This is a genomic window from Acetobacterium sp., from assembly GCF_039830195.1.
Taxonomy (GTDB): Bacteria; Bacillota; Clostridia; order Eubacteriales; family Eubacteriaceae; genus Acetobacterium.
This window is the reverse complement of sequence record NZ_JBDODG010000041.1, coordinates 1-22004: the sequence shown is the minus strand read 5'-3', so window position 1 is coordinate 22004 and position 22004 is coordinate 1. Positions and strand designations below refer to the sequence as shown.

General features: G+C 45.1%; 18 protein-coding genes and 1 tRNA gene. All 19 read left to right on the top strand.

Annotated features, from left to right (window positions below; genetic code table 11):
• The first annotated feature begins 31 nt into the window (after nt 1-31).
• Complete coding sequence (locus tag ABGU93_RS12800; protein ID WP_347413833.1) at nt 32-1273, top strand: competence/damage-inducible protein A; 1242 nt, start codon at nt 32-34, stop codon at nt 1271-1273.
• Between the two features lie 60 nt (nt 1274-1333).
• Complete coding sequence (recA, locus tag ABGU93_RS12795; protein ID WP_347413832.1) at nt 1334-2416, top strand: recombinase RecA; 1083 nt, start codon at nt 1334-1336, stop codon at nt 2414-2416.
• Nucleotides 2417-2590: 174 nt separating this feature from the next.
• Nucleotides 2591-4135 carry a ribonuclease Y gene (gene rny / locus ABGU93_RS12790; protein WP_347413831.1) on the top strand — a complete coding sequence of 515 codons (1545 nt, stop codon included), beginning with the start codon at nt 2591-2593 and terminating at the stop codon, nt 4133-4135.
• A gap of 214 nt (nt 4136-4349) precedes the next feature.
• On the top strand, nt 4350-5150 hold the full coding sequence (locus tag ABGU93_RS12785; RefSeq protein ID WP_347413830.1) for a TIGR00282 family metallophosphoesterase: 801 nt from the start codon (nt 4350-4352) through the stop codon (nt 5148-5150).
• A 71-nt stretch (nt 5151-5221) separates the two neighbouring features.
• The gene (purB, locus tag ABGU93_RS12780) at nt 5222-6655 is read left to right on the top strand and encodes an adenylosuccinate lyase (RefSeq protein ID WP_347413829.1); all 1434 of its coding nucleotides are present in this window, start codon (nt 5222-5224) and stop codon (nt 6653-6655) included.
• A gap of 104 nt (nt 6656-6759) precedes the next feature.
• Nucleotides 6760-6835: transfer RNA gene (locus tag ABGU93_RS12775), tRNA-Trp, on the top strand.
• A 288-nt stretch (nt 6836-7123) separates the two neighbouring features.
• Nucleotides 7124-8491, top strand: coding sequence for a citrate/2-methylcitrate synthase (locus ABGU93_RS12770; protein WP_347413828.1), 1368 nt, complete (start codon nt 7124-7126; stop codon nt 8489-8491).
• Nucleotides 8492-8725: 234 nt separating this feature from the next.
• A complete protein-coding gene (locus ABGU93_RS12765; RefSeq protein ID WP_347413827.1) occupies nt 8726-9697 on the top strand; it encodes a phosphate acyltransferase in 972 nt (323 codons plus the stop codon).
• On the top strand, nt 9672-11453 hold the full coding sequence (gene iorA / locus ABGU93_RS12760) for an indolepyruvate ferredoxin oxidoreductase subunit alpha (protein WP_347413826.1): 1782 nt from the start codon (nt 9672-9674) through the stop codon (nt 11451-11453). Before ABGU93_RS12765 ends, iorA begins: the two co-directional genes overlap by 26 nt.
• Before the next feature lie 2 nt (nt 11454-11455).
• Nucleotides 11456-12028 carry an indolepyruvate oxidoreductase subunit beta gene (locus tag ABGU93_RS12755; RefSeq protein WP_347413825.1) on the top strand — a complete coding sequence of 191 codons (573 nt, stop codon included), beginning with the start codon at nt 11456-11458 and terminating at the stop codon, nt 12026-12028.
• Between the two features lie 2 nt (nt 12029-12030).
• Nucleotides 12031-12306: a cysteine-rich small domain-containing protein gene (locus tag ABGU93_RS12750; RefSeq protein ID WP_347413824.1), complete on the top strand. Its 276-nt coding sequence runs from the start codon at nt 12031-12033 to the stop codon at nt 12304-12306.
• 20 nt (nt 12307-12326) lie between these two features.
• Nucleotides 12327-12941 (top strand): glycerol-3-phosphate 1-O-acyltransferase PlsY, encoded by a 615-nt coding sequence (gene plsY, locus ABGU93_RS12745; RefSeq protein WP_347413823.1) that lies wholly within the window; start codon nt 12327-12329, stop codon nt 12939-12941.
• A 188-nt stretch (nt 12942-13129) separates the two neighbouring features.
• Nucleotides 13130-16075, top strand: coding sequence for a vitamin B12-dependent ribonucleotide reductase (locus ABGU93_RS12740; RefSeq protein WP_347413822.1), 2946 nt, complete (start codon nt 13130-13132; stop codon nt 16073-16075).
• Nucleotides 16076-16143: 68 nt separating this feature from the next.
• Nucleotides 16144-16953, top strand: coding sequence for a glutamate 5-kinase (gene proB / locus ABGU93_RS12735; RefSeq protein WP_347413821.1), 810 nt, complete (start codon nt 16144-16146; stop codon nt 16951-16953).
• A gap of 86 nt (nt 16954-17039) precedes the next feature.
• Nucleotides 17040-17195 carry a stress-responsive transcriptional regulator PspC gene (locus ABGU93_RS12730; RefSeq protein WP_347413820.1) on the top strand — a complete coding sequence of 52 codons (156 nt, stop codon included), beginning with the start codon at nt 17040-17042 and terminating at the stop codon, nt 17193-17195.
• Nucleotides 17196-17203: 8 nt separating this feature from the next.
• Nucleotides 17204-18385, top strand: coding sequence for a glycosyltransferase (locus ABGU93_RS12725; RefSeq protein WP_347413819.1), 1182 nt, complete (start codon nt 17204-17206; stop codon nt 18383-18385).
• 16 nt (nt 18386-18401) lie between these two features.
• Nucleotides 18402-21050 carry a valine--tRNA ligase gene (locus tag ABGU93_RS12720; protein WP_347413818.1) on the top strand — a complete coding sequence of 883 codons (2649 nt, stop codon included), beginning with the start codon at nt 18402-18404 and terminating at the stop codon, nt 21048-21050.
• A gap of 284 nt (nt 21051-21334) precedes the next feature.
• A complete protein-coding gene (locus tag ABGU93_RS12715; RefSeq protein WP_347413817.1) occupies nt 21335-21649 on the top strand; it encodes a hypothetical protein in 315 nt (104 codons plus the stop codon).
• Nucleotides 21650-21661: 12 nt separating this feature from the next.
• Nucleotides 21662-21889, top strand: a complete 228-nt coding sequence (locus tag ABGU93_RS12710; RefSeq protein ID WP_347413816.1) for a hypothetical protein — start codon at nt 21662-21664, stop codon at nt 21887-21889.
• Nucleotides 21890-22004: the final 115 nt, after the last annotated feature.

The window sequence follows — 22004 nt, the reverse complement described above, 5'->3', positions numbered from 1 at the left end:
AAACCGTTAAGACTTTGAAAGGAAACATATAATGAAATGTGAATTGATTTCTGTCGGCACGGAGTTGTTAGTGGGCGATACCCTCAACACCAATGTCCAATTTTTATCCCGGGAGTTGTCCCTCTTAGGTATTCCAGTGTATTTTCACACCACCGTTGGCGATAATCCAAAACGTTTAGAAGAAGCGGTCAGAATTGCGTTTAACCGCAGTGATCTGATTATTACGACCGGTGGACTGGGACCCACCCAGGACGATCTAACCAAAGAAGTCATTGCGGAACTCTTCAAAAAAAAGCTGATCCAGGATGAAAAAACCAAAGAAGATTTGCTGCAATATTTTGCCAACCGCGAATTCACCATGACCCCCAATAATCTTAAGCAGACTTTCATCCCGGAAACCGCCGAGATTTTATTTAATCCCTGTGGCACCGCTCCGGGGATCCTATTAAAAGAACAAGGCCGGATGATTATTATGCTCCCGGGACCACCACGAGAAATGACCCGGGTTTTTGAAGAAGCCGTCTTACCGATTTTAAAGCAGGACAATAACCAACTGGTGATTTCCCGCTATTATAATTTATCAGACATTGGTGAATCAGCGGCTGAAGACCGGCTGCTGGATCTGATCGATACCCAGGTCAATCCAACCATTGCCACCTATGCCAAAATGGGCGAGGTGCTGATACGGATTACTGCCAATGGCAACGATGAAAATGAAATGAACGCCTTGCTTGATCACTATGAAGAGATTATGCTATCTCGTTTTGAAGATAATATCTTTTCATTTTCAAAGGAATCCCTTCAGGAAACAGTATGTAAATTATTAATGGCAGAAAACATCACCCTGGCTACCGCTGAATCCTGCACCGGCGGCTTAATTGCCTCCCAACTGACCGAATACCCGGGTATTTCCAAGGTATTTGGAACCGGCCTGGTGACCTATTCAAATGAAGCAAAAGTCAATCTGTTGGGGGTAAAAAAAGAAACTCTTGATACATATGGAGCGGTCAGTGCCGAAACAGCCACAGAAATGTGTGAAAACCTGCAAAAGATTTCGCAAGCGATGCTCAGTGTTTCAGTTACCGGTATTGCCGGACCCGATGGAGGCAGTGCCGAAAAACCGGTGGGACTTGTCTATATCGGGGTTTGTTTTGACGGAAAAACCGAGGTCTATCAATATCACTTTAATGGTGACCGAAAAGTTGTCCAACAAAAAACGGCCAATAAAGTCTTTCATCTGATTCGAAAAACCATAGTTGACAAATCCAAATAAAATAGATATAATAAAACAGAACGAGAACGAATGTTCTAATAAAGAATAGGATGGTTGCAAATGGCTGAAAAAACGAAACCAAATAATGAGGAATTAACAGATAAACAAAAAGCTTTGGATGCGGCTCTGAAGAATATTGAAAGAAGTTTTGGCAAGGGTGCCGTGATGCGTTTGGGCGACGATGCCGCCAAATTGAATGTGGAAGTTATTTCGACTTCATCCATCGGTTTGGATATGGCGCTGGGCGTTGGCGGTGTTCCCCGGGGCCGGGTTGTGGAAATCTACGGGCCTGAATCTTCCGGTAAAACGACAATCGCCCTGCATATTATTGCCGAAGCGCAAAAAGCTGGGGGAAACGCAGCCTTTGTTGATGCTGAACACGCACTGGATCCGACCTATGCAAAAGCATTGGGGGTCGACATTGATAATCTGCTGGTGGCCCAACCGGATACCGGTGAACAGGCCATGGAAATTGTTGAAGCTCTGGTAAGAAGTAACGCCATTGACGTTGTGGTTATTGACTCCGTTGCGGCATTGGTTCCCCGGGCCGAAATTGATGGTGAGATGGGTGATTCACACATGGGTCTCCAGGCTCGTTTGATGTCACAGGCCCTGCGAAAACTGACCGGGGTGATTAAAAAATCAAACACCACCACGATTTTTATTAATCAGTTGCGGGAAAAAATTGGGGTCATGTTTGGTAATCCGGAAACAACAACAGGCGGAAAAGCCCTTAAATTTTATGCCTCGGTCCGAATTGATGTCCGGCGAATTGAATCCCTGAAAAAGGGGACTGAAATTATCGGTAACCGGACCCGGGCGAAAATTGTCAAAAACAAAATTGCGCCGCCATTTAAGCAGGCTGAATTTGACATCATGTATGGCAAAGGGATTTCAAAAGAAGGCGATCTGCTGGATGTGGGGGTCGATTTCGGGATTGTTGATAAGTCGGGCTCATGGTTTTCATACAAGGAGCAACGCCTGGGACAAGGCCGCGATAATTCTAAAGAATATCTGATGGCCAATCCGGAAGTTGCCAATGCCATCGAAAAAGAAATACGTGATAAGAATGCTGCAAGCAAGATTGTTGCCGAACCTGAAGACATTGAAGAAAACATGATGGATGATGAGGACATTGAATAAAAAATGAATTAATCGGGAAAACCATTCAAAAAAGAACCTTTTCGAGGTTCTTTTTTTTAATTCTTAAAAATAACCCCTTTGAGCGACCTTTGTTTCTTGACACTATTTTCAAAAGAGTATAAAATATAGATCATGATGAGTAGATTAAAAACATAGCAAATAGTTTATAAGGAGGTGAAAATTATAGACATACTAACAATTATTTTATTCATTGGTATCATCGCAGCTTTTGTGATTGGTTATTTTGTACGCAAGAATATTGCCGAAGGTAAGATCAAGAATGCTGAATTGACCGCTACAACAATTGTGAACGATGCCGTTAAAGAAGGAGAAACTTTAAAAAAGGAAATTCTCTTTGATGCCAAGGAAGAATCCTTGAAATTAAAAGAATCCCTTGAAAAAGATAACCGCGAACGCAGAGCCGAACTTCAGAAACTTGAGAATCGACTTATTCAAAAAGAAGAAAATCTTGAGAAGAAACTAACAAATTTAGAACGCAACGAAGAAGCCCTCACCAAGAGAGGGAAAGAAGTTGAAAAGAAAAAAGAAAAAGTGGATAGCTTGTATGACGAACAGGTAAAAGAACTTGAACGGATATCCGGTCTTACTTATGACGAAGCAAAAGAAATTCTGCTTGAGGACATCAGTAAGGATACGCGACGAGAAGCGGCTATCATGATCCGCCAAATCGAGGTTGAATCAAAAGCTGTTGCTGATAAAAAAGCAAAAGAACTGATCGCCCAATCCATTCAACGTTGTGCCGCAGATCATGTGGCAGAGCAAACCATTACCGTTGTCAACTTGCCAAATGACGAAATGAAGGGCCGTATTATCGGTCGGGAAGGTCGAAATATCCGTACATTGGAAACATTGACGGGGATTGACCTGATCATTGATGACACCCCAGAAGCAGTTATTCTTTCCGGTTTTGATCCCATTCGCCGGGAAGTCGCCAGACTATCCTTAGAAAAACTTATCATTGATGGTCGTATCCATCCGGCCAGAATTGAAGAGATGGTTAAAAAATCACAAAAAGAAGTCGAAAACCATATCAAAGAAGTTGGGGAACAAGCTTGTTTTGATACTGGAATTCATGGCCTGCATCCTGAGATTGTGAGGCTGTTGGGACGCCTGAAATACAGAACCAGTTATGGTCAAAATGTATTAAAGCATTCCATTGAAGTATCCCATCTGGCTGGCATTATGGCAGCGGAATTGGATGGTAATATTAAGGTCGCTAAACGAGCAGGGTTATTACATGATATTGGAAAAGCTATTGATCATGAGGTCGAAGGGCCCCATGTTGAAATCGGAGTCAATGTTTTAAAGAAATACAAAGAAAATAAAAACGTTATTCACGCTGTCGAAGCTCATCATGGTGATGTTGAAGCGCGAACAATGGAAGCAGTTCTTGTTCAATCAGCAGATGCCATTTCAGCAGCACGACCTGGCGCCAGAAGAGAAACCCTGGTTTCTTATATCCAACGATTACAGGAACTGGAAACCATTGCCATGTCGTTTGAAGGCGTTGAGAAATCATATGCGATTCAAGCTGGACGTGAAGTAAGAATTATGGTTAAACCAAACGAAGTTAATGATGACGAGATGATTTTATTGTCACGTGATATTGCCAAGAAGATTGAAGCAGAAATGGAATATCCCGGAAACATTAAGGTTAATCTGATTCGTGAAACAAGAGCAAGTGACTACGCTAAATAGTCTGAAGTTGTCGATAAACTACCGTACCAACCAATTGTTAATCTGTTGTTCGCCGCGGAATCGGACAGGCTTTGCCGTGTCCGCTCCGATGCGTACAACATGATGTAACAATTGTCGGTACTGCTTTATCGATATAGTCGACACATCAAGAGTAAGGGGAGATAATCTCCCCTTTTTTTAATCAGTTTTATTAAGCCGGTAGAAGGAAAAATTTATGAATATATTAATACTGGGCGATGTCTATGGCCGACCCGGACGAAAAATTTTAAAAGAAAAACTAACCGATTTAATCGCCACACATCAAATTGATTTTACCATCGTCAATGGCGAAAATGCTTCCGGCGGAAATGGCCTCTCAACAAAGAATGCCAGGGAATTGCTAAATTTACCAATCGATGTCATTACCATGGGCAACCATGTCTGGCAGCAAAAAGAATTATTGGAAACAATTGCTGACTTTCCGCAAATTATCCGGCCCCTGAATTATCCGGAGCCATGTCCTGGTAAGGGTTATGATTTTTTTAACTGTGAATTAAAAAATGCGGTCACAAAAAAAATCTGCGTTGTCAATTTATCCGGCCAGATCTTTATGCCCAACCTGAATTGCCCCTTTAATACGATGGTGCCGTTAATGGAAGCATTAAAAGAATCTGCGGATCTGGTGATCATTGATTTTCACGCCGAAGCAACCTCGGAAAAGATTGCCTTTGGTTATTTTATGGATGGCTGGGCCACCGCGGTGTATGGAACCCATACCCATGTTCAAACCGCCGATGAACGCATCTTAGCAGGCGGAACCGCCTATATCACGGATATCGGTATGACCGGACCGGTTGATGGGGTGATCGGTGTTGATCGCCAGATTATTCTGGATACGATGCTGACCAAAAGACCCAGTCGCTTTGTGACCGCCACCGGCAACGTTCAAATCAATGGGATCATCCTGGCAATCGATGAAATTGAAAATAAGGTGAGTAAAATCACTCGATTATATGAAACCTACGAAGTGGAATAGTGAGTGACGGATTCGACGAATCCTGATCTTATCGTACCTGTGATTTAATTGTGAAAGGAAGAATATAAACTATGAAAGCATATTATGAAAACCCCCTAATTGAACGTTATTCATCAAAGGAAATACTCCATATTTTCTCGGCGAACAACAAATTTCAAAACTGGCGAAAGTTATGGGTGGCCCTGGCCGAAGCAGAGCGCGAATTGGGTCTTAATATTACCGAGGAGCAGATTGCTGAGCTTAAAGCAAACATCACCAACATCGATTATGTGTTGGCTGCGAAAAAGGAAAAGGAACTGCGCCATGATGTGATGGCTCATGTTCACACCTATGGCGCCCAATGTCCCAAAGCCAAAGGCATTATCCACCTCGGCGCAACCAGTGCCTATGTTGGTGACAATACTGATGTCATTGTCTACACTGAAGGATTACTGCATGTTCGCAAACAACTGATAAATCTGGTAAACCATCTTTCCGTCTTTGCGGCTAAGTATAAAGATTTACCAACATTAGGCTTCACCCATTTTCAACCGGCCCAATTAACCACCATTGGCAAACGGGCGTGTTTATGGATTCAGGATTTGTTAATGGATTTAGCCGATCTTGATCACGTCATCAATAATGTCAAATTGCTGGGGGTCAAAGGAACCACCGGCACCCAGGCAAGTTTTATGGAACTTTTTGATAATGATCATCAAAAAGTTAAGCGCCTGGACGATCTGGTTGCTGAAAAAATGGGGTTCAAAAAATCATTTGCAGTTAGTGGTCAGACCTATTCGCGAAAATTTGATGCCCAGGTACTGAACGTCTTAAGCGGTATTGCTCAGACGCTGACCAAATTTGCCACCGACATCCGGTTGCTCCAGAATTTAAAAGAGGTAGAAGAGCCGTTTGAAAAAAATCAGATCGGTTCATCAGCAATGGCATACAAGCGAAATCCAATGCGATCCGAACGAATTTGTTCACTGGCCCGTTATGTGATTGTCAATTCTCTTAATCCGGCCTTGACAGCCTCGGCGCAATGGTTTGAACGAACCCTGGATGATTCGGCCAACAAACGGATCAGTATTCCGGAAGGATTTTTAGCCACCGATGCGATTTTGATGATTGCCATGAACGTATCTGAAAACCTGGTTGTATATCCCAAGGTTATCCTGCAGCACATCAACGCCGAACTGCCCTTTATGGTCACTGAAAACATTATTATGGAAGGGGTCAAACGGGGCGGCGACCGTCAGGAGCTTCATGAAAAAATCAGAGTTCTGTCTATGGAAGCGGGTCATACCGTTAAAGTCGAAGGGAAGCCCAATGATTTAATTGACAGAATCCTGAAGGATCCGTCGTTTAATCTAAAAGCCGAAGATGTCGACGCCCTTCTGGATCCCATCCTTTACGTCGGTCGGGCACCCCAGCAAGTTGATGATTTTATTAGCGAAGATGTAAATCCGGTCCTGGAATCTAACCGCGAATTGCTTGACTTAAATAAGATTGACTTAAAAGTCTAAGCAATGCAGTCTTGCATTGTGTTCAATGAAGAAAATACAAAAAAACAAAACATAACTATTGACAAGTACCGCACCAGCAATTATAATATAGTAGTTGCTGTTGTAGGGGTATAGCTCAGTTGGTAGAGCAGTGGTCTCCAAAACCACGTGCCGAGGGTTCAAATCCTTCTGCCCCTGCCATTTTAGTGAAATTTAAACTTCGTCTCTTTTGAGGCGGAGTTTTTTTTATGCCGTCGCTGCTAACCCAACTTTGCCTTAATTAAGCAGACGATATAATACTAATAATGAAAGTAATTAAATAAAACTTTCATATTTTCAAATATATTCATAATATTTACGGAAACTGAAGAGAAAAAAGGGATTATTTTAAATGGTCTTTCAAAAATGCATAAAATAATGATAAATTAACTTTATCTGGATCCAGTTTTAAGGTATAATTATATAAAATAAGTGAGATAGAGGAGATTGATGATGAATCGTGTTTTTTCGGAAATTACCCCTGAAATTATAGAGTATAGCGAATTATGTGTAAAAAATAGCTACATCGAACCTGAATTATATAAAAAATATCAAGTTAACCGCGGTCTGAGAGATTTAGAAGGCAATGGAGTTTTAACCGGATTGACTGAAATCTCAGAAATTCAGTCATCTAAATTGGAAAACGGAAAAAAAATTGGCATCGAAGGCAAACTATTTTATCGCGGCGTTGATGTTGAAAAAATGGTGGATGGTTTTGTCAAAGAAAAACGTTTTGGTTTTGAAGAAGTCGTCTATCTGCTGCTATTTGGTGATCAGCCCAATCCGGAGGAGCTGAATAACTTTACCAAAGTTCTTGGTAACTATCGCAGCTTGCCAACCAGCTTTGTCCGTGACATCATCATGAAAGCGCCAAGTTCTGATATGATGAACACTCTGGCCCGAAGTGTGTTGACGCTTTTTTCCTATGATGACAATGCCAGTGATGTTTCGATTCCCAATGTGCTCAGACAGTCGCTGGAGCTGATTGCCTTATTTCCATTATTGGCGGTCTATGGCTATCAGACTTATAAACATTATCATGATGATCAGAGTCTGTTTATTCATCAGCCCCAACCGGAGCTGTCAACCGCCGAGAATATTCTCTATATCCTGAGACCAGACAGCCAGTATACTGAGCTGGAAGCGCGGATTCTGGATATTGCCCTGGTTCTTCATGCCGAACATGGCGGTGGGAATAACTCGACCTTTACCACCCATGTAGTTTCTTCCTCCGGCACCGATACCTATTCGGTTATTGCCGCTTCGCTGGGTTCGCTAAAAGGACCAAAACATGGCGGCGCCAATATTAAAGTGGTTGAAATGTTCGAAGATATGAAAAAAACGTTAGACGATTGGACCGATGAAAAACAGGTCCGCCAGTATCTGGTCGATCTGCTGCACAAACGGGCCTTTGATAATGCCGGTCTGATTTACGGGATGGGTCACGCCATCTATTCCGTATCGGATCCCCGGGCCAACGTCTTTAAAGGATTTGTCCGCAGCTTATCAGAAGAAAAGGGCTTGCATGACGAATTTGAACTCTATTCAATGGTCGAACGGCTGGCTCCGGAAGTGATCGGCGAAGAACGAAAAATTTACAAAGGTGTCAGTGCCAACGTCGATTTTTACAGCGGCTTTGTTTACAGCATGCTGGGATTACCGCTGGAACTGTTTACCCCGATTTTTGCCATCGCCAGAATTGCCGGTTGGAGCGCCCACCGTCTGGAAGAACTGATCAATGCCGGTAAAATTATTCGTCCCGCCTATATGAATGTCAGCGAGCGACGGGCTTACGAACCGTTGGACGAACGAGAATAGTTCCTTAATTAAAGGAGCGGTTTTGATAGCAGGTAAAAATATCTCTGTGTTTGTAATAGTCTTCCTGATCTGTTCTGTGCTAGAATAGATCAGGAAGCTTTTTTTATCATAAATTTTATTTCATGGCGTTCAGCAGCAGTCGATGATTGTCCTGAAGTAATTGTAACAAAATTGTTTCTTTATTATGGGTTTGAATTAGTGTATAATGTTTCATATGAAAAAAATGAGGTTAAGATGTTTGATAATTTTAATGACCTTGGCGAATCAGTAAAACTGGGCGAGCAGGGGACCCTGGTTGTCGCCGCAGCGGCGGAAGGTGACTTATTAAAAGCCCTTGCCACCGCCAACGAATTATACCTGAGGCGCGTCATTCTGGTTGGCAGTCGCACTAAAATCGAAACGATCAGTCGTAATGAAAGCATCGACGTCAGTAAAATGGAGATCCTTGACGTCGCCGATATGACGACGGCCTGTGAAAAGGCCGTGGCTTTAGTCCGTCAGGGACAGGCTGATTTTATTATGAAGGGTCTGGTCGACACGTCGATTTTTCTCAAAGCCGTGATTAATAAGACTGATGGTCTGATGGTTGGCCGCCTGCTGAGCAGTATTATGATGGTCCGCATCGCTACCTATCACAAATTTCTAATCTTGTCTGATGGTGGTATGATCATCGATCCGGATCTCGAAAAAAAGAAAGGGATTATCACCAATGCTGTCGAATTTTCGCGACTGCTGGATATTTCTCCGATTAAGGTTGGCTGCCTGGCGGCCAAAGAGAAGGTTAATCCTAAAATGCCGGCAACCGTGGATGGCGCAGCATTAAAGCAACTATCCCAGGATCACTATTTTGGTGCTGATGTGCTGGTTGAAGGTCCGATTGCGATGGATCTGCTAATCTCCACCAAAGCAGCCCTAGTCAAAGGTTATGAATCGGATGTCGCTGGCGATGCCGACGTTATTATCATGCCCAACATCGAAACCGGTAATGCAATCATAAAAGTAATGACTCATTTGGGTAATGCCCAATTGGGAGGGATCGTGATGGGTGCCTGTGTGCCCATTATTTTAACGTCCCGATCGGATTCTTATGAAAATAAATTAAATTCCATTATTCTCGGGGCATATTTAACCCAGCGAATGGATAACTGTCACCAAATACGAGAGGAGCATCAAGAAAGAAATGAAGCTATTATTAACAGGAAATGAAGCCATCGCAAGAGGGGCCTGGGAGGCTGGGGTAAAGTTTGCCACCGCCTATCCCGGGACACCAAGTACTGAAATATTAGAAAATGTGGCTACTTATAAGGAAATTGTCTCCGAATGGGCCCCCAATGAAAAGGTCGCGCTGGAAGCTGCGGCCGGCGCATCGATTGGTGGTGTCAGAAGTTTATGTGCGATGAAACACGTCGGCGTCAATGTTGCCACCGATCCGCTGTTTACCTTTGCTTATCTGGGGGTTAACGCCGGGGCGGTTCTTGTCACTGCCGACGAACCAGGCATGCATTCATCACAAAACGAGCAGGACAACCGTAATTATGCCCGTCATGCCAAGGTTTGTATGTTTGAGCCATCAGACAGTCAGGAAGCCAAGGATATGCTTAAAGAAGCTTATGCTGTCAGTGAAGCCTATGACATGCCGGTGTTATTCCGCATGACCACCCGGGTTTGTCACTCCAAGTCAATTGTCGACTGTAGCGACCGGGTCGAACCGGTTGATAAGCCTTATGAAAAGGATATCCGGAAATATTGCCCGCTGCCGGCATTTGCCCGAGGCATGCAGGTGAAGCTGGCGGATAATTTCAAACGCCTGGAAGACTATTCCAATAACTCACCCTTTAATTATATTGAAGATAACGGCGCCGATATCGGTATTATCGGATCTGGGGTGGCCTATCGCTACGCTAAGGAAGTGTTTGGCAAGACCGTTTCCTATTTAAAAATTGGTTTCTCTTATCCGCTGCCGATGGAAAAAATTGCCGCCTTCGCCAAGGGGAAAAAGACTCTTTATATATTTGAAGAAAATGATCCGATTATGGAAACCGAAATCAAAGCGGCTGGCATTGACTGTATTGGCAAAGAAAAACTGCCCGCTATGGGTGAGTTGACTCCCGACCGGGTTCGCAAAGCCCTTTTAAATGAGGAAACCCAAATTATTGAGCCGAACCCCGAAATGGTTTTACCGCGACCACCAGCACTGTGTGCCGGATGTCCGCATCGTGGCGTTTTTTATGAACTGGGCCGCCGCAAAGATCTGATGATCTTCAGTGATATTGGCTGCTATTCGTTGGGACTGATGCCGCCTTACAATGCCACTGATGCGATGATCTGCATGGGTGCCAGTATCAGTGCCGGTCATGGGGTTCAAAAAGCTTTTGATATCAAAGGCGATCATTCAAAAAAAGTGGTCTCGATTCTTGGCGATTCAACTTTTTTCCATTCTGGTATCACCAGTCTGATGGATGTTACCTATAATAAAAGTAATACCCTGACCATTATCCTTGATAACCGCATTACCGGGATGACCGGTCACCAGCAGAATCCTGGCACCGGCTACGATTTAAAGGGCGACGCCGCACCAATGATCGACATTGAAGCGATGGTTAAAGCCTGCGGCGTCAAAAACCTGATTTCTATCGATCCCAATAATCTCCAGATCGTCCAGGAAGCGATTGAATGGGGTCTGAATATTGAAGGACCTGCTGTTATTATCACCCGTTGGCCCTGTGTCCTTAAAAAGTTCTCCGCTCAGGACAATGAAGAGTTCCCAACGGCCTTTAAAATGGTTGCCACCGTCGATCTGGGAAAATGCATTGGCTGTAAAAAATGCCTGAAATCCGGTTGCCCGGCCTTGGCCTTTGATCGCGCCAATAAAAAATCTGGCATTCTTAAAGAGACCTGTGTTGGCTGTGGTGTTTGTGCACAGATCTGTCCCAAACAAGCCATTACCGTGGAGGTGAGATAGTGATGGAAACAAAAAATATTGTATTAGTTGGTGTCGGCGGTCAGGGTACCATTTTGGCGGCCAAGCTGTTAACAACTGGCTTGATGGAAGCCGGTTATGATGTCAAAATGAGCGAAATCCATGGCATGAGCCAGCGCGGTGGCTCGGTTTCTTCGTTAGTTCGTTACGGTGATGATGTCCAGTCACCGGTGATTGAAATCGGCAGTGCCGACATCGTCGTGGCCTTTGAAAAAATGGAGGGGCTGAGATCCCTGGAATACCTCAAACCGACCGGCAAGATGATCGTCAATGATACCGAAATCTTCCCGCTGTCAGTTATTATCGGTGCCACCACCTATCCCGACAATATTCTCGAAGAAATCAGCAGCAAGGTTAATCTGCGGGTGATGTCAGCCACCAAAATGGCCGAAGAACTGGGTAATCCCAAGGTCATGAATGTGATTCTACTGGGTTCGATTATCAAATCGATGGGTCTGACCGATATCGATTGGGAAGCAATTATTGCCGAGAATGTCAAACCCCAATTTAAAGATCTCAATGTCAAAGCCCTCCAGGCCGGCATGAATGCAGTCTAAAAATGAAAAAAGACGCTTCGTATTTTAAATTTTTTCAGCATACCGCCTGTGAGTACTTTCCGTGCCATCAGGTCGGTGATTTAGAAGATTTTAATTGTCTGTTTTGTTATTGCCCGCTGTATGCCCTGGGCAATAACTGTGGCGGTCATTTTACTTATACCGATAAGGGTATTAAAAACTGCAGTGCTTGCAGTTATCCTCACCATCGCGAGCATTATGATGAGGTATTGGAAAAACTGGGAACGCTCATTGAACAACTCAAAATAACTAAAATTTAATGTGTTAAAGGGGTAGTGAAATGTCGATTATTATAGGACTTGTTTTTGTTGTCGCGGCTTATTTAATAGGAAATTTAAATTTTGCCTATATCCTGGTAAAATTTTTAAAGAATGAAGACGTCCGCGACTACGGCAGCGGTAATGCGGGAACAACGAATGTGCTCCGGGTGATGGGGAAAAATGTTGCCATTCCGGTCTTTTTGCTGGACGCCTTAAAAGGCTGTCTGGTGATTGTGATTGGTCGTTATGCCCTAGGCGTCAATGAGGTTTTTCTGGTGCTAGGCGGCATCGCCGTCGTTGCCGGTCATAACTGGCCAGCCTTTCTGCAGTTTCGCGGCGGCAAGGGCACCGCAACATCGCTGGGGGTCTTTCTGACCTATGACTGGGAGGTTGCCATTATTGCCATCATGATCGGATTAATTGTTCTGGCAATCTGGAAAATGGTCTCCCTGACCTCCATGGTCGGCATGACAATGCTGCCAGTTTTCACCCTGCTATTTGGCCGTACCATCACCGAAGTTCTTTTCGCGGTGGTTTTATGCTTGTTCAGTTTATTCCAGCATCGCAAAAATATTGGCCGGATCATCCAGGGTAAGGAAAGTAAGCTGGGCCAGAAAGTTAAAATGAAAAACTAAAAAACACAATAATCAATACAAACGACTTTAGGATAAAAGGCTCGATCATGAGCCTTTTTATTTGCTCAAAGATACTGTTTGAGATTGGTATTGAAAAACATAAAAATACATTGTTAAACACTATATATATGATTATAATTAGAGATACAACCCCAGATCATGTATAAAAATTAGGAGGAACAAAAGAATTGAATCAAATAAATCAACTGTTTAAGCGGGTCTTTACCAAAGAGCTGGAAAATTCAGACAAAACCGTTTACGATCTGTTTGCCTGGCAGACTGTCGACGTTATTTTAAAAAATTATAAAACCGGTGCGACCATTTATGAAATGAAAGACCTGGAATTCCCGGAGCATTACTCTCAGAATGCCTGTAATATTATCGCCACCAAATACTTCCGCCGCAAAGGGGTTCCCAACCAATTTGGTTATGAACACAGCATGCGCGAAATTGCTGACCGGTTGGTCGGTTTCTGGACCGACGCCATCCGCGCCGAAGGACTGATTGAGACCGATGAAGAATGGCAGATTTATTACGATGAGCTGGTCTACGCCTTCCTGATGCAGATGTGGGCCCCCAATTCACCCCAGTGGTTTAACACCGGCCTGAAACGCAGTTATGATATCTCCGGCTCTAAGGATGATCTCTATTATTACGATGAGGCCACCGGAACGGTGCTGGAATCCGAAGACCGCTATACCCGTACCCAGGCCAGCGCCTGCTTTATCTTATCAATCCAGGACCGGCTGCTCGGTGATCATTCCATTTCCGAACACTATGTCAGTGAAACCAAATTATTCAAGGGCGGTTCCGGAGTCGGCACCAATTTCTCCAGCCTCAGAGCCGCCAACGAAGGCCTGACCAGCGGCGGCCAGTCATCGGGGATGATGAGTTTTCTCCAGGGCCTGGATCGCAATGCCGGAGCCATTAAATCGGGGGGAACCACGCGGCGGGCAGCCAAAATGGTGATCGTTGATATTGATCATCCGGAAATTGATAATTTTATCAACTGGAAGGTCAAAGAAGAACAAAAAGTCCGGGATCTGGGCAAGATGGGTTACGACATTTCCATGGATGGGGAAGCCTATCAAACGGTCAGCGGCCAGAACAGCAACAACTCCGTCCGCCTTAACGCCGAATTTATGCAGGCCGTCTTAAACTTAAAAAACGAGCCGGATCATAAAATGAAACTGCGGGGCCGGGTTGACGATAAGGTCGATCGGGAAGTACCGGTGCAGGAATTATGGAATCATCTCAATCAAGCCACCTGGGAATGTGCCGATCCGGGCATTCAGTTTGATGATATTTTCAATGCCTGGCATACCTGTCCCGGCGGCGAAAATGGTAACCTCAATGAAAAAATCAATCGCATCAATGCCACCAATCCCTGTTCGGAGTATGCTTTTTTAGATGATACGGCTTGTAATCTGGCTTCCATTAACATCTTCAAGTTTTACAATCAGGAAGACAACAGCTTTGAACTTGAACCCTATATTCACCTGGTGGGCCTGATCCAATGCGCCCTGGAAGGTTCTATTTACCATGGTCAATTTCCAACCCAGGATGTGGCCCGAAAAAGTTATCTGTTCCGCACTACTGGGCTGGGTATTGCCAATGCCGCATCATTGCTACTGGCCCTGGGCTATCCCTATGATTCCGCCGAAAGCCGCAATCTGATCGCCGGCATCACCGGGATTATGACCGGAACCTCTTACTATGTTTCGGGACTGATGGCCGGCAAAATCGGGGCTTTCCCGAAATATCAAATCAACGAACCCTATATGAAACGGGTCATCCGCAACCACAGTCGGGTGGCCGGAGCCCGCAGCGATGATTATGAAGAACTGCATTATGAACCAATTAAGATCAACCATAAGCTGCTTCAGAAAATGGGCTTTAAAGATATCAGCAGCGGGTTGAAAAATGCCTGGAAACTCGCCGAAGAAGCCGGTGATGTTTATGGCTACCGTAATGCCCAGGTGTCAGTGATTGCGCCGACGGGAACGATTTCCTTTGCAATGGACTGCGGTGCGACCTCAGTAGAACCTTTTTATAATCATGTCGTCTTTAAAAAACTGATTGGCGGCGGATCGATGGAGATCGTCAATCCGGTGATGGAAATGGCCCTTTACAATCTTGGTTACAATGAAAAAGAAATCGGCGAGATCCTGACTTACTTACTGGAAAAAGACAGCCAGGGATATTTTCTCCATGAAGGCGTGGCTGGCGCGCCCCATATCAAGCCGGAACATTTGCCAATTTTTGATACTGCCAACACCATTTCACCAATGGGCCACGTCTTAATGGTCTCGGCAATTACCCCAATGATCAGCGGCTCGGTTTCCAAAACCGTTAATCTGCCCAATGATGCCACCGTGGAAGATGTCGAAAACATTCATTTACTGGCCTATCGGACCGGAACCAAGGCGATCGCCATTTATCGGGATGGTTGCAAGGCCTCCCAGCCGTTAAGCTCGGGGATGGCTGATGACCAGGATAAAGCACTGGATGACTACTCCTATGCTGAATTGCTGGCGCTGGTAAAAGCCGGTTCAGCCACCGCTTTGAACCGCGTCCGACCGGAAGGAATGCGCCTCAGCCGCACCCATGCGGCCAAAATCGGTGATATTGAGCTTTATATCACAATCGGCTTTTATGAAGATGGCGGCATCGCGGAAATATTTGTGTCGACCGATAAAGAGGGGACCGTTGTCAAAGGGCTGCTGGCATCCTTGTCCAAATCGATCTCGAATATGCTCCAATATCATATCCCGCCCGATCAGATTTCCAAGATGTTAAGAGGTCAGAAATACGAGCCCTCCGGTTTTGTATCGCGACATCCCTACATCAAATTTGCCTCGTCAATTTCGGATCTGATCAGCAAGGTCATTGATATTGAACATGGGGACTTTTCCAATTGTCAGGTTAAACCGAAAAACTTCACCCTGATGCATAAACAAAATATGGTTAAAAGTGTCAGTACCGCCGATAACAACCCTCAGGACTACAATAAAGAGGTGTCTGGCGAGGTTTTATACGGTGAAACCTGCAGTCATTGTGGTAGTGACCGGATGATGCGCAATGGCACCTGTAAATTATGTCTGGACTGCGGTACCACCACCGGATGCAGCTAAAAAAAGTTTGATGTTTTCCCATTGTTTGATATAATAATTAACTAGGATACACAACTTAGGAGATTTAGATGCGAGAAAAGATAAAAAACGCCACCACCATTGTGGTTAAAATGGGAACAACATCGGTCACTCATCAAAACGGAACTCTGGATTTGCGGAAACTGGAAATCCTGGCCCGGGTGTTGACGGATCTGGAAAATAGCGGTAAAAAAATGGTACTGGTCTCATCTGGGGCCATTGGCGCCGGGATGAACCGGATGAAGCTGAAGGAGCGACCGAAAACCCTCAAACAAAAACAGGCCGCGGCTTCGGTGGGACAGGGCTTGCTGATGCGGGTCTACCATAAATTCTTTGATGAATACCATCAGACCGTGGGACAGATTCTGCTGACCAAAGATGTTTTTAAACACACGATCAAGCGCAATAACGCGATGAATACCTTCAATGCCCTGATCGAAGGGGGCATCATTCCGATTGTCAACGAGAATGACTGCATCGCCACCGATGAAATCCAGGAGGAATGTTTTGGCGACAATGATATCCTGTCAGCGATGACCGCCGACCTGGTAGATGCCGACCTGCTGATCATTTTGTCCGATGTCGATGGACTATATGATGATAATCCGGTGCTTAATAAAGAAGCCCGACTGATCCAAACCGTCCACCAAGTTGACAACGAGCTGATGAAAAGCGCCGGCAACACCGCTTCATGTCTGGGCACCGGCGGCATGATCACCAAACTGGGAGCCGCCAAATACGCCACCGACTGCGGCATCGACATGGTCATTGCCTCCGGCGAAGATGTTAAGGTCCTGTATAAAATTCTCGACGGCGAAGAAATCGGCACCGTTTTTTTAAGTGATTCACAGGAAGTATAAATGATAAGACTAGCAATTTAAAAAATTAACAACGAAGCTCATAGCACTCAAGCAGTTTCGAAAAATCAAATATATGGAGGTTTCTTATGTTAAAGAAAATATTAGTCGGATTTTCTGCTGTTGCAGCAGGAATGTTAATGGTTTTTGGTGGCATCTATTTTGTTGAAAAAAGAAGAGAAGAAGCCATGGGCGGAAAACTGATGCGGGTAAATTACAAGTTTACTAAAGAATTCGAAGATTAAGGTCTACCATGTCAAAAGTATTTATTTTTACCGCTTCAACCGGTGCCGGTCACAATTTAGCCGCCCAATCTTTAAAAGAATCGCTGGATGAAGCCGGCTATCAGACTGAAGTTTATGATGCCTTTAAAGAAACGAATATCACCCTGGACCGGCTCATTACTAAAGGCTATCAGCAAATGGTGGTGAATGTACCCAAGCTTTATGAGCAAATGTACAATCAATTCAATAATATGAATCATTTTCAGCAGGGCATTTTCCAGGTTCTGACCAAGGTCATGAATCCCGATATCGTGCCCCTGATCAATTCTGGAAAACCGGATTTAATCATTACCACCCACCCGTTTGTAACCAATGTATTGGGTACGCTTAAAGAACATAATGCTTTTGATGTTCCGGTTTTGTCGATTGTCACCGACTATAAGATTCATACTCTTTATCTGAAAAAAATGATCGATGCCTATGTTGTCGGCAGTGACTATACCAAACAAACGATGGTCGAAAAGGGCGTTGCCGAGGAGATTATTTATCCCTACGGGATTCCGATTCGACAGACCTTTTTAACCAATAATCATCTGGAGCGAAAAGAGATTTCCGATGTGGCCGGCACGATTTTGTTAATGGCCGGCAGTTTGGGCAGCAAGCAAATGGAAAAAGCCTTTTCTTCATTACTCAAGGTCAAAGAGAAAATCCGAATTATTGTGGTCTGCGGCAACAATGTCAAAATTGAAAAAGAAATCAAAAGTCTTTACGCCTGGGAAACGGGCACTGATAAAATTGTTGAAATCCACGGTTTTGTCAATAATGTCTCCGAGCTGATGGATGAGTCTGATGCTATCATTTCCAAGCCCGGGGGCCTTACCACCACCGAAGCGATTGTTAAAAACATCCCCATGATTATTCCTTTTTATTATCCCGGTCAGGAAGAAGAAAATGCCGATTACCTGGTTGATGGGGGAATGGCCATTAAAGTTGATAAGATCAAAGATTTGACCTCGATGGTTGATTTTTTGTTTGAAAATAAATATATCATTAAACGCATGTCCGAGAATATGTCGGAGGAGGCCCAGAAACGCTCAATGAGTAAAACCATCGAGCTCTGTAAAGACCTCATCGCCGCTTATACCACCCGAAAGGCGCTCCCTGAGCCGCAAGCCGATCCCTACAAAATCAAAGAAATAGAAGACCATTAAGAAGAGCAGGTGCAAAATGAAGAAAGAAATGTCAAAAACTTATGATCCCAAAGAAGTAGAAGATAAAACCTATGCCAGTTGGCAGGAAAAGGGTTATTTCAAGCCGGAAGTAAACCCCGACGGCAAACCGTTTACGATTGTGATGCCACCGCCAAATATAACCGGACAGCTCCACATGGGTCACGCCTTTGATGGCACCCTGCAGGATGTCTTGACCCGTTATAAACGAATGGATGGATATTCCGCCCTGTGGCTGCCGGGAACCGACCATGCCAGTATTGCCACCGAAGTTAAAGTCGTCGATAAGCTCCGCGAAGAAGAAGGTAAAACCAAACAGGACATCGGTCGCGAAGCCTATCTGGAACGAGCCTGGGACTGGGCGCTGACTTACAAAACCCGGATTACCGACCAGCTCAAAAAACTGGGGGCCTCCTGTGACTGGAGCCGCGAACGCTTTACCATGGATGAAGGCTGCAGCCAGGCCGTTAACGAAGCCTTTGTCAACCTTTATGAAAAAGGCCTGATCTACAAGGGCAGCCGCATTATCAACTGGTGTACCACCTGTAAAACGGCGTTGTCCGAAGCTGAGGTGGAATATGCTGAACACCAGGGCAATCTCTGGCACATCCGATACCCGCTAACGGAGGGTGATGGCTATCTGGTCGTGGCCACCACCCGACCCGAAACAATGCTGGGGGATAGTGGCGTCGCTGTTCATCCCGAAGATGAGCGTTATGCGCACCTGATCGGCAAAACCGTGATGCTGCCCCTGCTCGACAAAAAAATCATCATTGTTGCCGATGACTATGTCGATATGAGCTTTGGTACCGGCGTGGTTAAAATGACCCCTGCCCATGATCCCAATGACTACGAGGTCGGACTGCGCCATAATTTGGAACAGATCCGGGTGCTTAATGATGACGGCACGATGAACGAACTGGCCGGAAAATATGCCGGCATGGATCGCTATGACTGTCGTAAAGCGGTTGTCAAAGATCTGGAAGCGCTGGGGCTGCTGGAAAAAATTGAAGAACACCAGCATAATGTTGGCGAATGCTACCGCTGCCAAACCACCGTGGAAACCATGACTTCCGAACAATGGTTTGTCAAAATGGAACCACTGGCGGGCCCAGCTCTGGATGCGGTACGCAACCACGATACTGATTTCATTCCCGAGCGGTTTAACAAAATCTACTACAATTGGTTGGAAAACATCAGAGACTGGTGTATTTCACGGCAATTGTGGTGGGGACATCGAATTCCCGCCTATTATTGCGACGATTGTGGGGAGATGGTGGTTGCTAAGACCGCTCCCGAAAGCTGTCCAAAATGTGGCAGTACCCACATCAGCCAGGATGAAGACGTGCTGGATACCTGGTTCAGTTCCGGGCTATGGCCGTTCTCAACGCTGGGCTGGCCGGAGCATACCGAAGATTTGAAAAAGTTCTATCCCACCACGGTGCTGGTCACCGGGTATGATATTATTTTCTTCTGGGTCGCCCGGATGATCTTTATGGGCCTCTTCGAAATGGGCGAAACGCCCTTTAAAGATGTCTATATCCATGGTCTGGTGCGCGATTCCCAGGGCCGTAAGATGAGCAAGTCGTTAGGAAACGGCATCGATCCACTGGAACTGATCGAAACCTACAGTGCTGACGCCCTGCGCTTTACCATTATCACCGGTAATTCAGCCGGCAACGATATCCGCTGGCAGGATGAAAAAGTGGAATCCAGCCGTAATTTTCTTAACAAGATCTGGAATGCCGCCCGTTTTGTGCTGATGAATCTGGATGAAGATATTATGGACAAAAAAGACACCGCCATCGCCAATCTGGAGAATACCGACAAGTGGATTCTGTCCCGGATGAACACCATCGTTGCGGAAGTCAACCATAATATGACCAAATATGAACTGGGCATCGCCGCTTCAAAGATCTATGATTTCGCCTGGAACGAATACTGTGACTGGTATATCGAACTGGTGAAGCCACGGTTATACGGTGAGGAAGAGCAAACCAAAATCTCGGCCCAATACACCCTGAGAGTGGTGTTGGATACGATCCTGCGGTTACTCCACCCCTTTACCCCCTTTATTACCGAAGAGATCAACGGCTACCTGCCGGGTACCACCGGTGATATCATGGTGGCCCAGTGGCCGCACTTTAATGACGCCTATGTCTTCCCGGAAGATGAAAAACAGGTGGAGTTTTTAATGGCCGCCATCCGCAGCATCCGCAACATCCGGGCTGAAATGGATGTGCCCAATTCCAAAAAAACGCAGTTATTCCTGATTTCCAATAACCAGGAACATCTGTCATTGATGGCGGACTCGCTCCATTACTTTCAGAAGCTGGCCTCGGTATCAACGATTCTGCCGATTACCAAAGCCGAGATTCAGGAAAACTATGTCTCCGCCGTGGTCGAAGATCTGGAAATCTATATTAACCTCGACGAACTGGTCGACAAGGAAAAAGAAATTGCCCGTCTGGAAGCTGAGAAAAAGAAGCTCCAGCAGGAAATTGACCGGGTCGCCCAAAAACTGTCAAACAAAGGGTTCACCGACAAGGCCCCGGAAAAGGTGGTCGAAATTGAACGGGACAAACAGAAAAAGTTCATCGAAACGATGGAAAAAGTAGTCGAACGATTGGATTATTTTAAAAAATAAATGACCCGCCCATTTTATTAAATATCAATTTTTTAAATAACTTTATAAAGATCAATCAGAACCCGGAACAGCCTGAAGTCATTTCAATGTTGTTCCGGTTTTTTTGTCGTGCACAACCTTAACACTCAGCCGCCAGCAACCGTCATTGATCGTGCAGCCGGACTTTAGTTGATTATAACACCGCCGCTCAGTTATTATGGTTCAAGATGTTTTTGCTGTGGAATGAGACTGGTTTCCCCGACTGGCTGCAGGTGGATTACCTGCTTAAGAATAAAGGAGAAAATATGACTCAGGAAATTTTTATGGAAAATCACGGTGAATTGATTCAAAATACCCTCGTCAAAAGCGAGCAGGTCAAGGCTGAGCAAGATCTGCTCAAAGCGTTGAAGGACAAGCTCCACGATAACCTGGTCAACGCCGGGTTGGATCGGATTGTCACGGACCAGTATAAAATTATGATTGTCGGCGAAAGCCGGGTCAATGGCATCAATCTGAAATCAGTGGCGCGGGATGAACCTGAACTCTATGTCCGGCTGCTCAACGACTACCTCAAGGTGACAGCCCGGAAAAGCTACGTCAAAGTCGAGTACCTGTCGTAGTGGGTGAGATTTATGAATTTTAACAAAATAATCTTCAATGACAAGCACTGGCATACCAATGACCGCAACCGCGGCATTTTGATCGATTCCGAAGCCTTCCCCGGGTCAGTGAAATACGTGGTCAAAGGGAATTCGCTGATTTTACTTTCCGGTAACCATGGGGTCTTCTGTTTTGATTTGAAAATAGGCCCGATCTTTTTAGATGAGGTGTCAGAAATCATTGACTGTTACGTACAGTAACGCCTGGCTCAATCTCTGAACCGTTAGAAATCCCCGGCAAGCTAGCCTGCTGCCGGGGATTTTTTCTATGTGCGCCCGGCATGGGCGCAATCTAACGGGTGAAAGTCCCGAGCAC

What these genes read in the sequence shown, in the direction of transcription:
- ABGU93_RS12800 (WP_347413833.1), top strand. Translation starts at nt 32, where the DNA reads ATGAAATGTGAATTGATTTCTGTCGGCACGGAGTTGTTAGTGGGCGAT.
- recA (WP_347413832.1), top strand. Translation starts at nt 1,334, where the DNA reads ATGGCTGAAAAAACGAAACCAAATAATGAGGAATTAACAGATAAACAA.
- ABGU93_RS12785 (WP_347413830.1), top strand. Translation starts at nt 4,350, where the DNA reads ATGAATATATTAATACTGGGCGATGTCTATGGCCGACCCGGACGAAAA.
- purB (WP_347413829.1), top strand. Translation starts at nt 5,222, where the DNA reads ATGAAAGCATATTATGAAAACCCCCTAATTGAACGTTATTCATCAAAG.
- ABGU93_RS12770 (WP_347413828.1), top strand. Translation starts at nt 7,124, where the DNA reads ATGATGAATCGTGTTTTTTCGGAAATTACCCCTGAAATTATAGAGTAT.
- ABGU93_RS12765 (WP_347413827.1), top strand. Translation starts at nt 8,726, where the DNA reads ATGTTTGATAATTTTAATGACCTTGGCGAATCAGTAAAACTGGGCGAG.
- iorA (WP_347413826.1), top strand. Translation starts at nt 9,672, where the DNA reads ATGAAGCTATTATTAACAGGAAATGAAGCCATCGCAAGAGGGGCCTGG.
- ABGU93_RS12755 (WP_347413825.1), top strand. Translation starts at nt 11,456, where the DNA reads ATGGAAACAAAAAATATTGTATTAGTTGGTGTCGGCGGTCAGGGTACC.
- ABGU93_RS12750 (WP_347413824.1), top strand. Translation starts at nt 12,031, where the DNA reads ATGAAAAAAGACGCTTCGTATTTTAAATTTTTTCAGCATACCGCCTGT.
- plsY (WP_347413823.1), top strand. Translation starts at nt 12,327, where the DNA reads ATGTCGATTATTATAGGACTTGTTTTTGTTGTCGCGGCTTATTTAATA.
- proB (WP_347413821.1), top strand. Translation starts at nt 16,144, where the DNA reads ATGCGAGAAAAGATAAAAAACGCCACCACCATTGTGGTTAAAATGGGA.
- ABGU93_RS12730 (WP_347413820.1), top strand. Translation starts at nt 17,040, where the DNA reads ATGTTAAAGAAAATATTAGTCGGATTTTCTGCTGTTGCAGCAGGAATG.
- ABGU93_RS12725 (WP_347413819.1), top strand. Translation starts at nt 17,204, where the DNA reads ATGTCAAAAGTATTTATTTTTACCGCTTCAACCGGTGCCGGTCACAAT.
- ABGU93_RS12720 (WP_347413818.1), top strand. Translation starts at nt 18,402, where the DNA reads ATGAAGAAAGAAATGTCAAAAACTTATGATCCCAAAGAAGTAGAAGAT.
- ABGU93_RS12715 (WP_347413817.1), top strand. Translation starts at nt 21,335, where the DNA reads ATGACTCAGGAAATTTTTATGGAAAATCACGGTGAATTGATTCAAAAT.
- ABGU93_RS12710 (WP_347413816.1), top strand. Translation starts at nt 21,662, where the DNA reads ATGAATTTTAACAAAATAATCTTCAATGACAAGCACTGGCATACCAAT.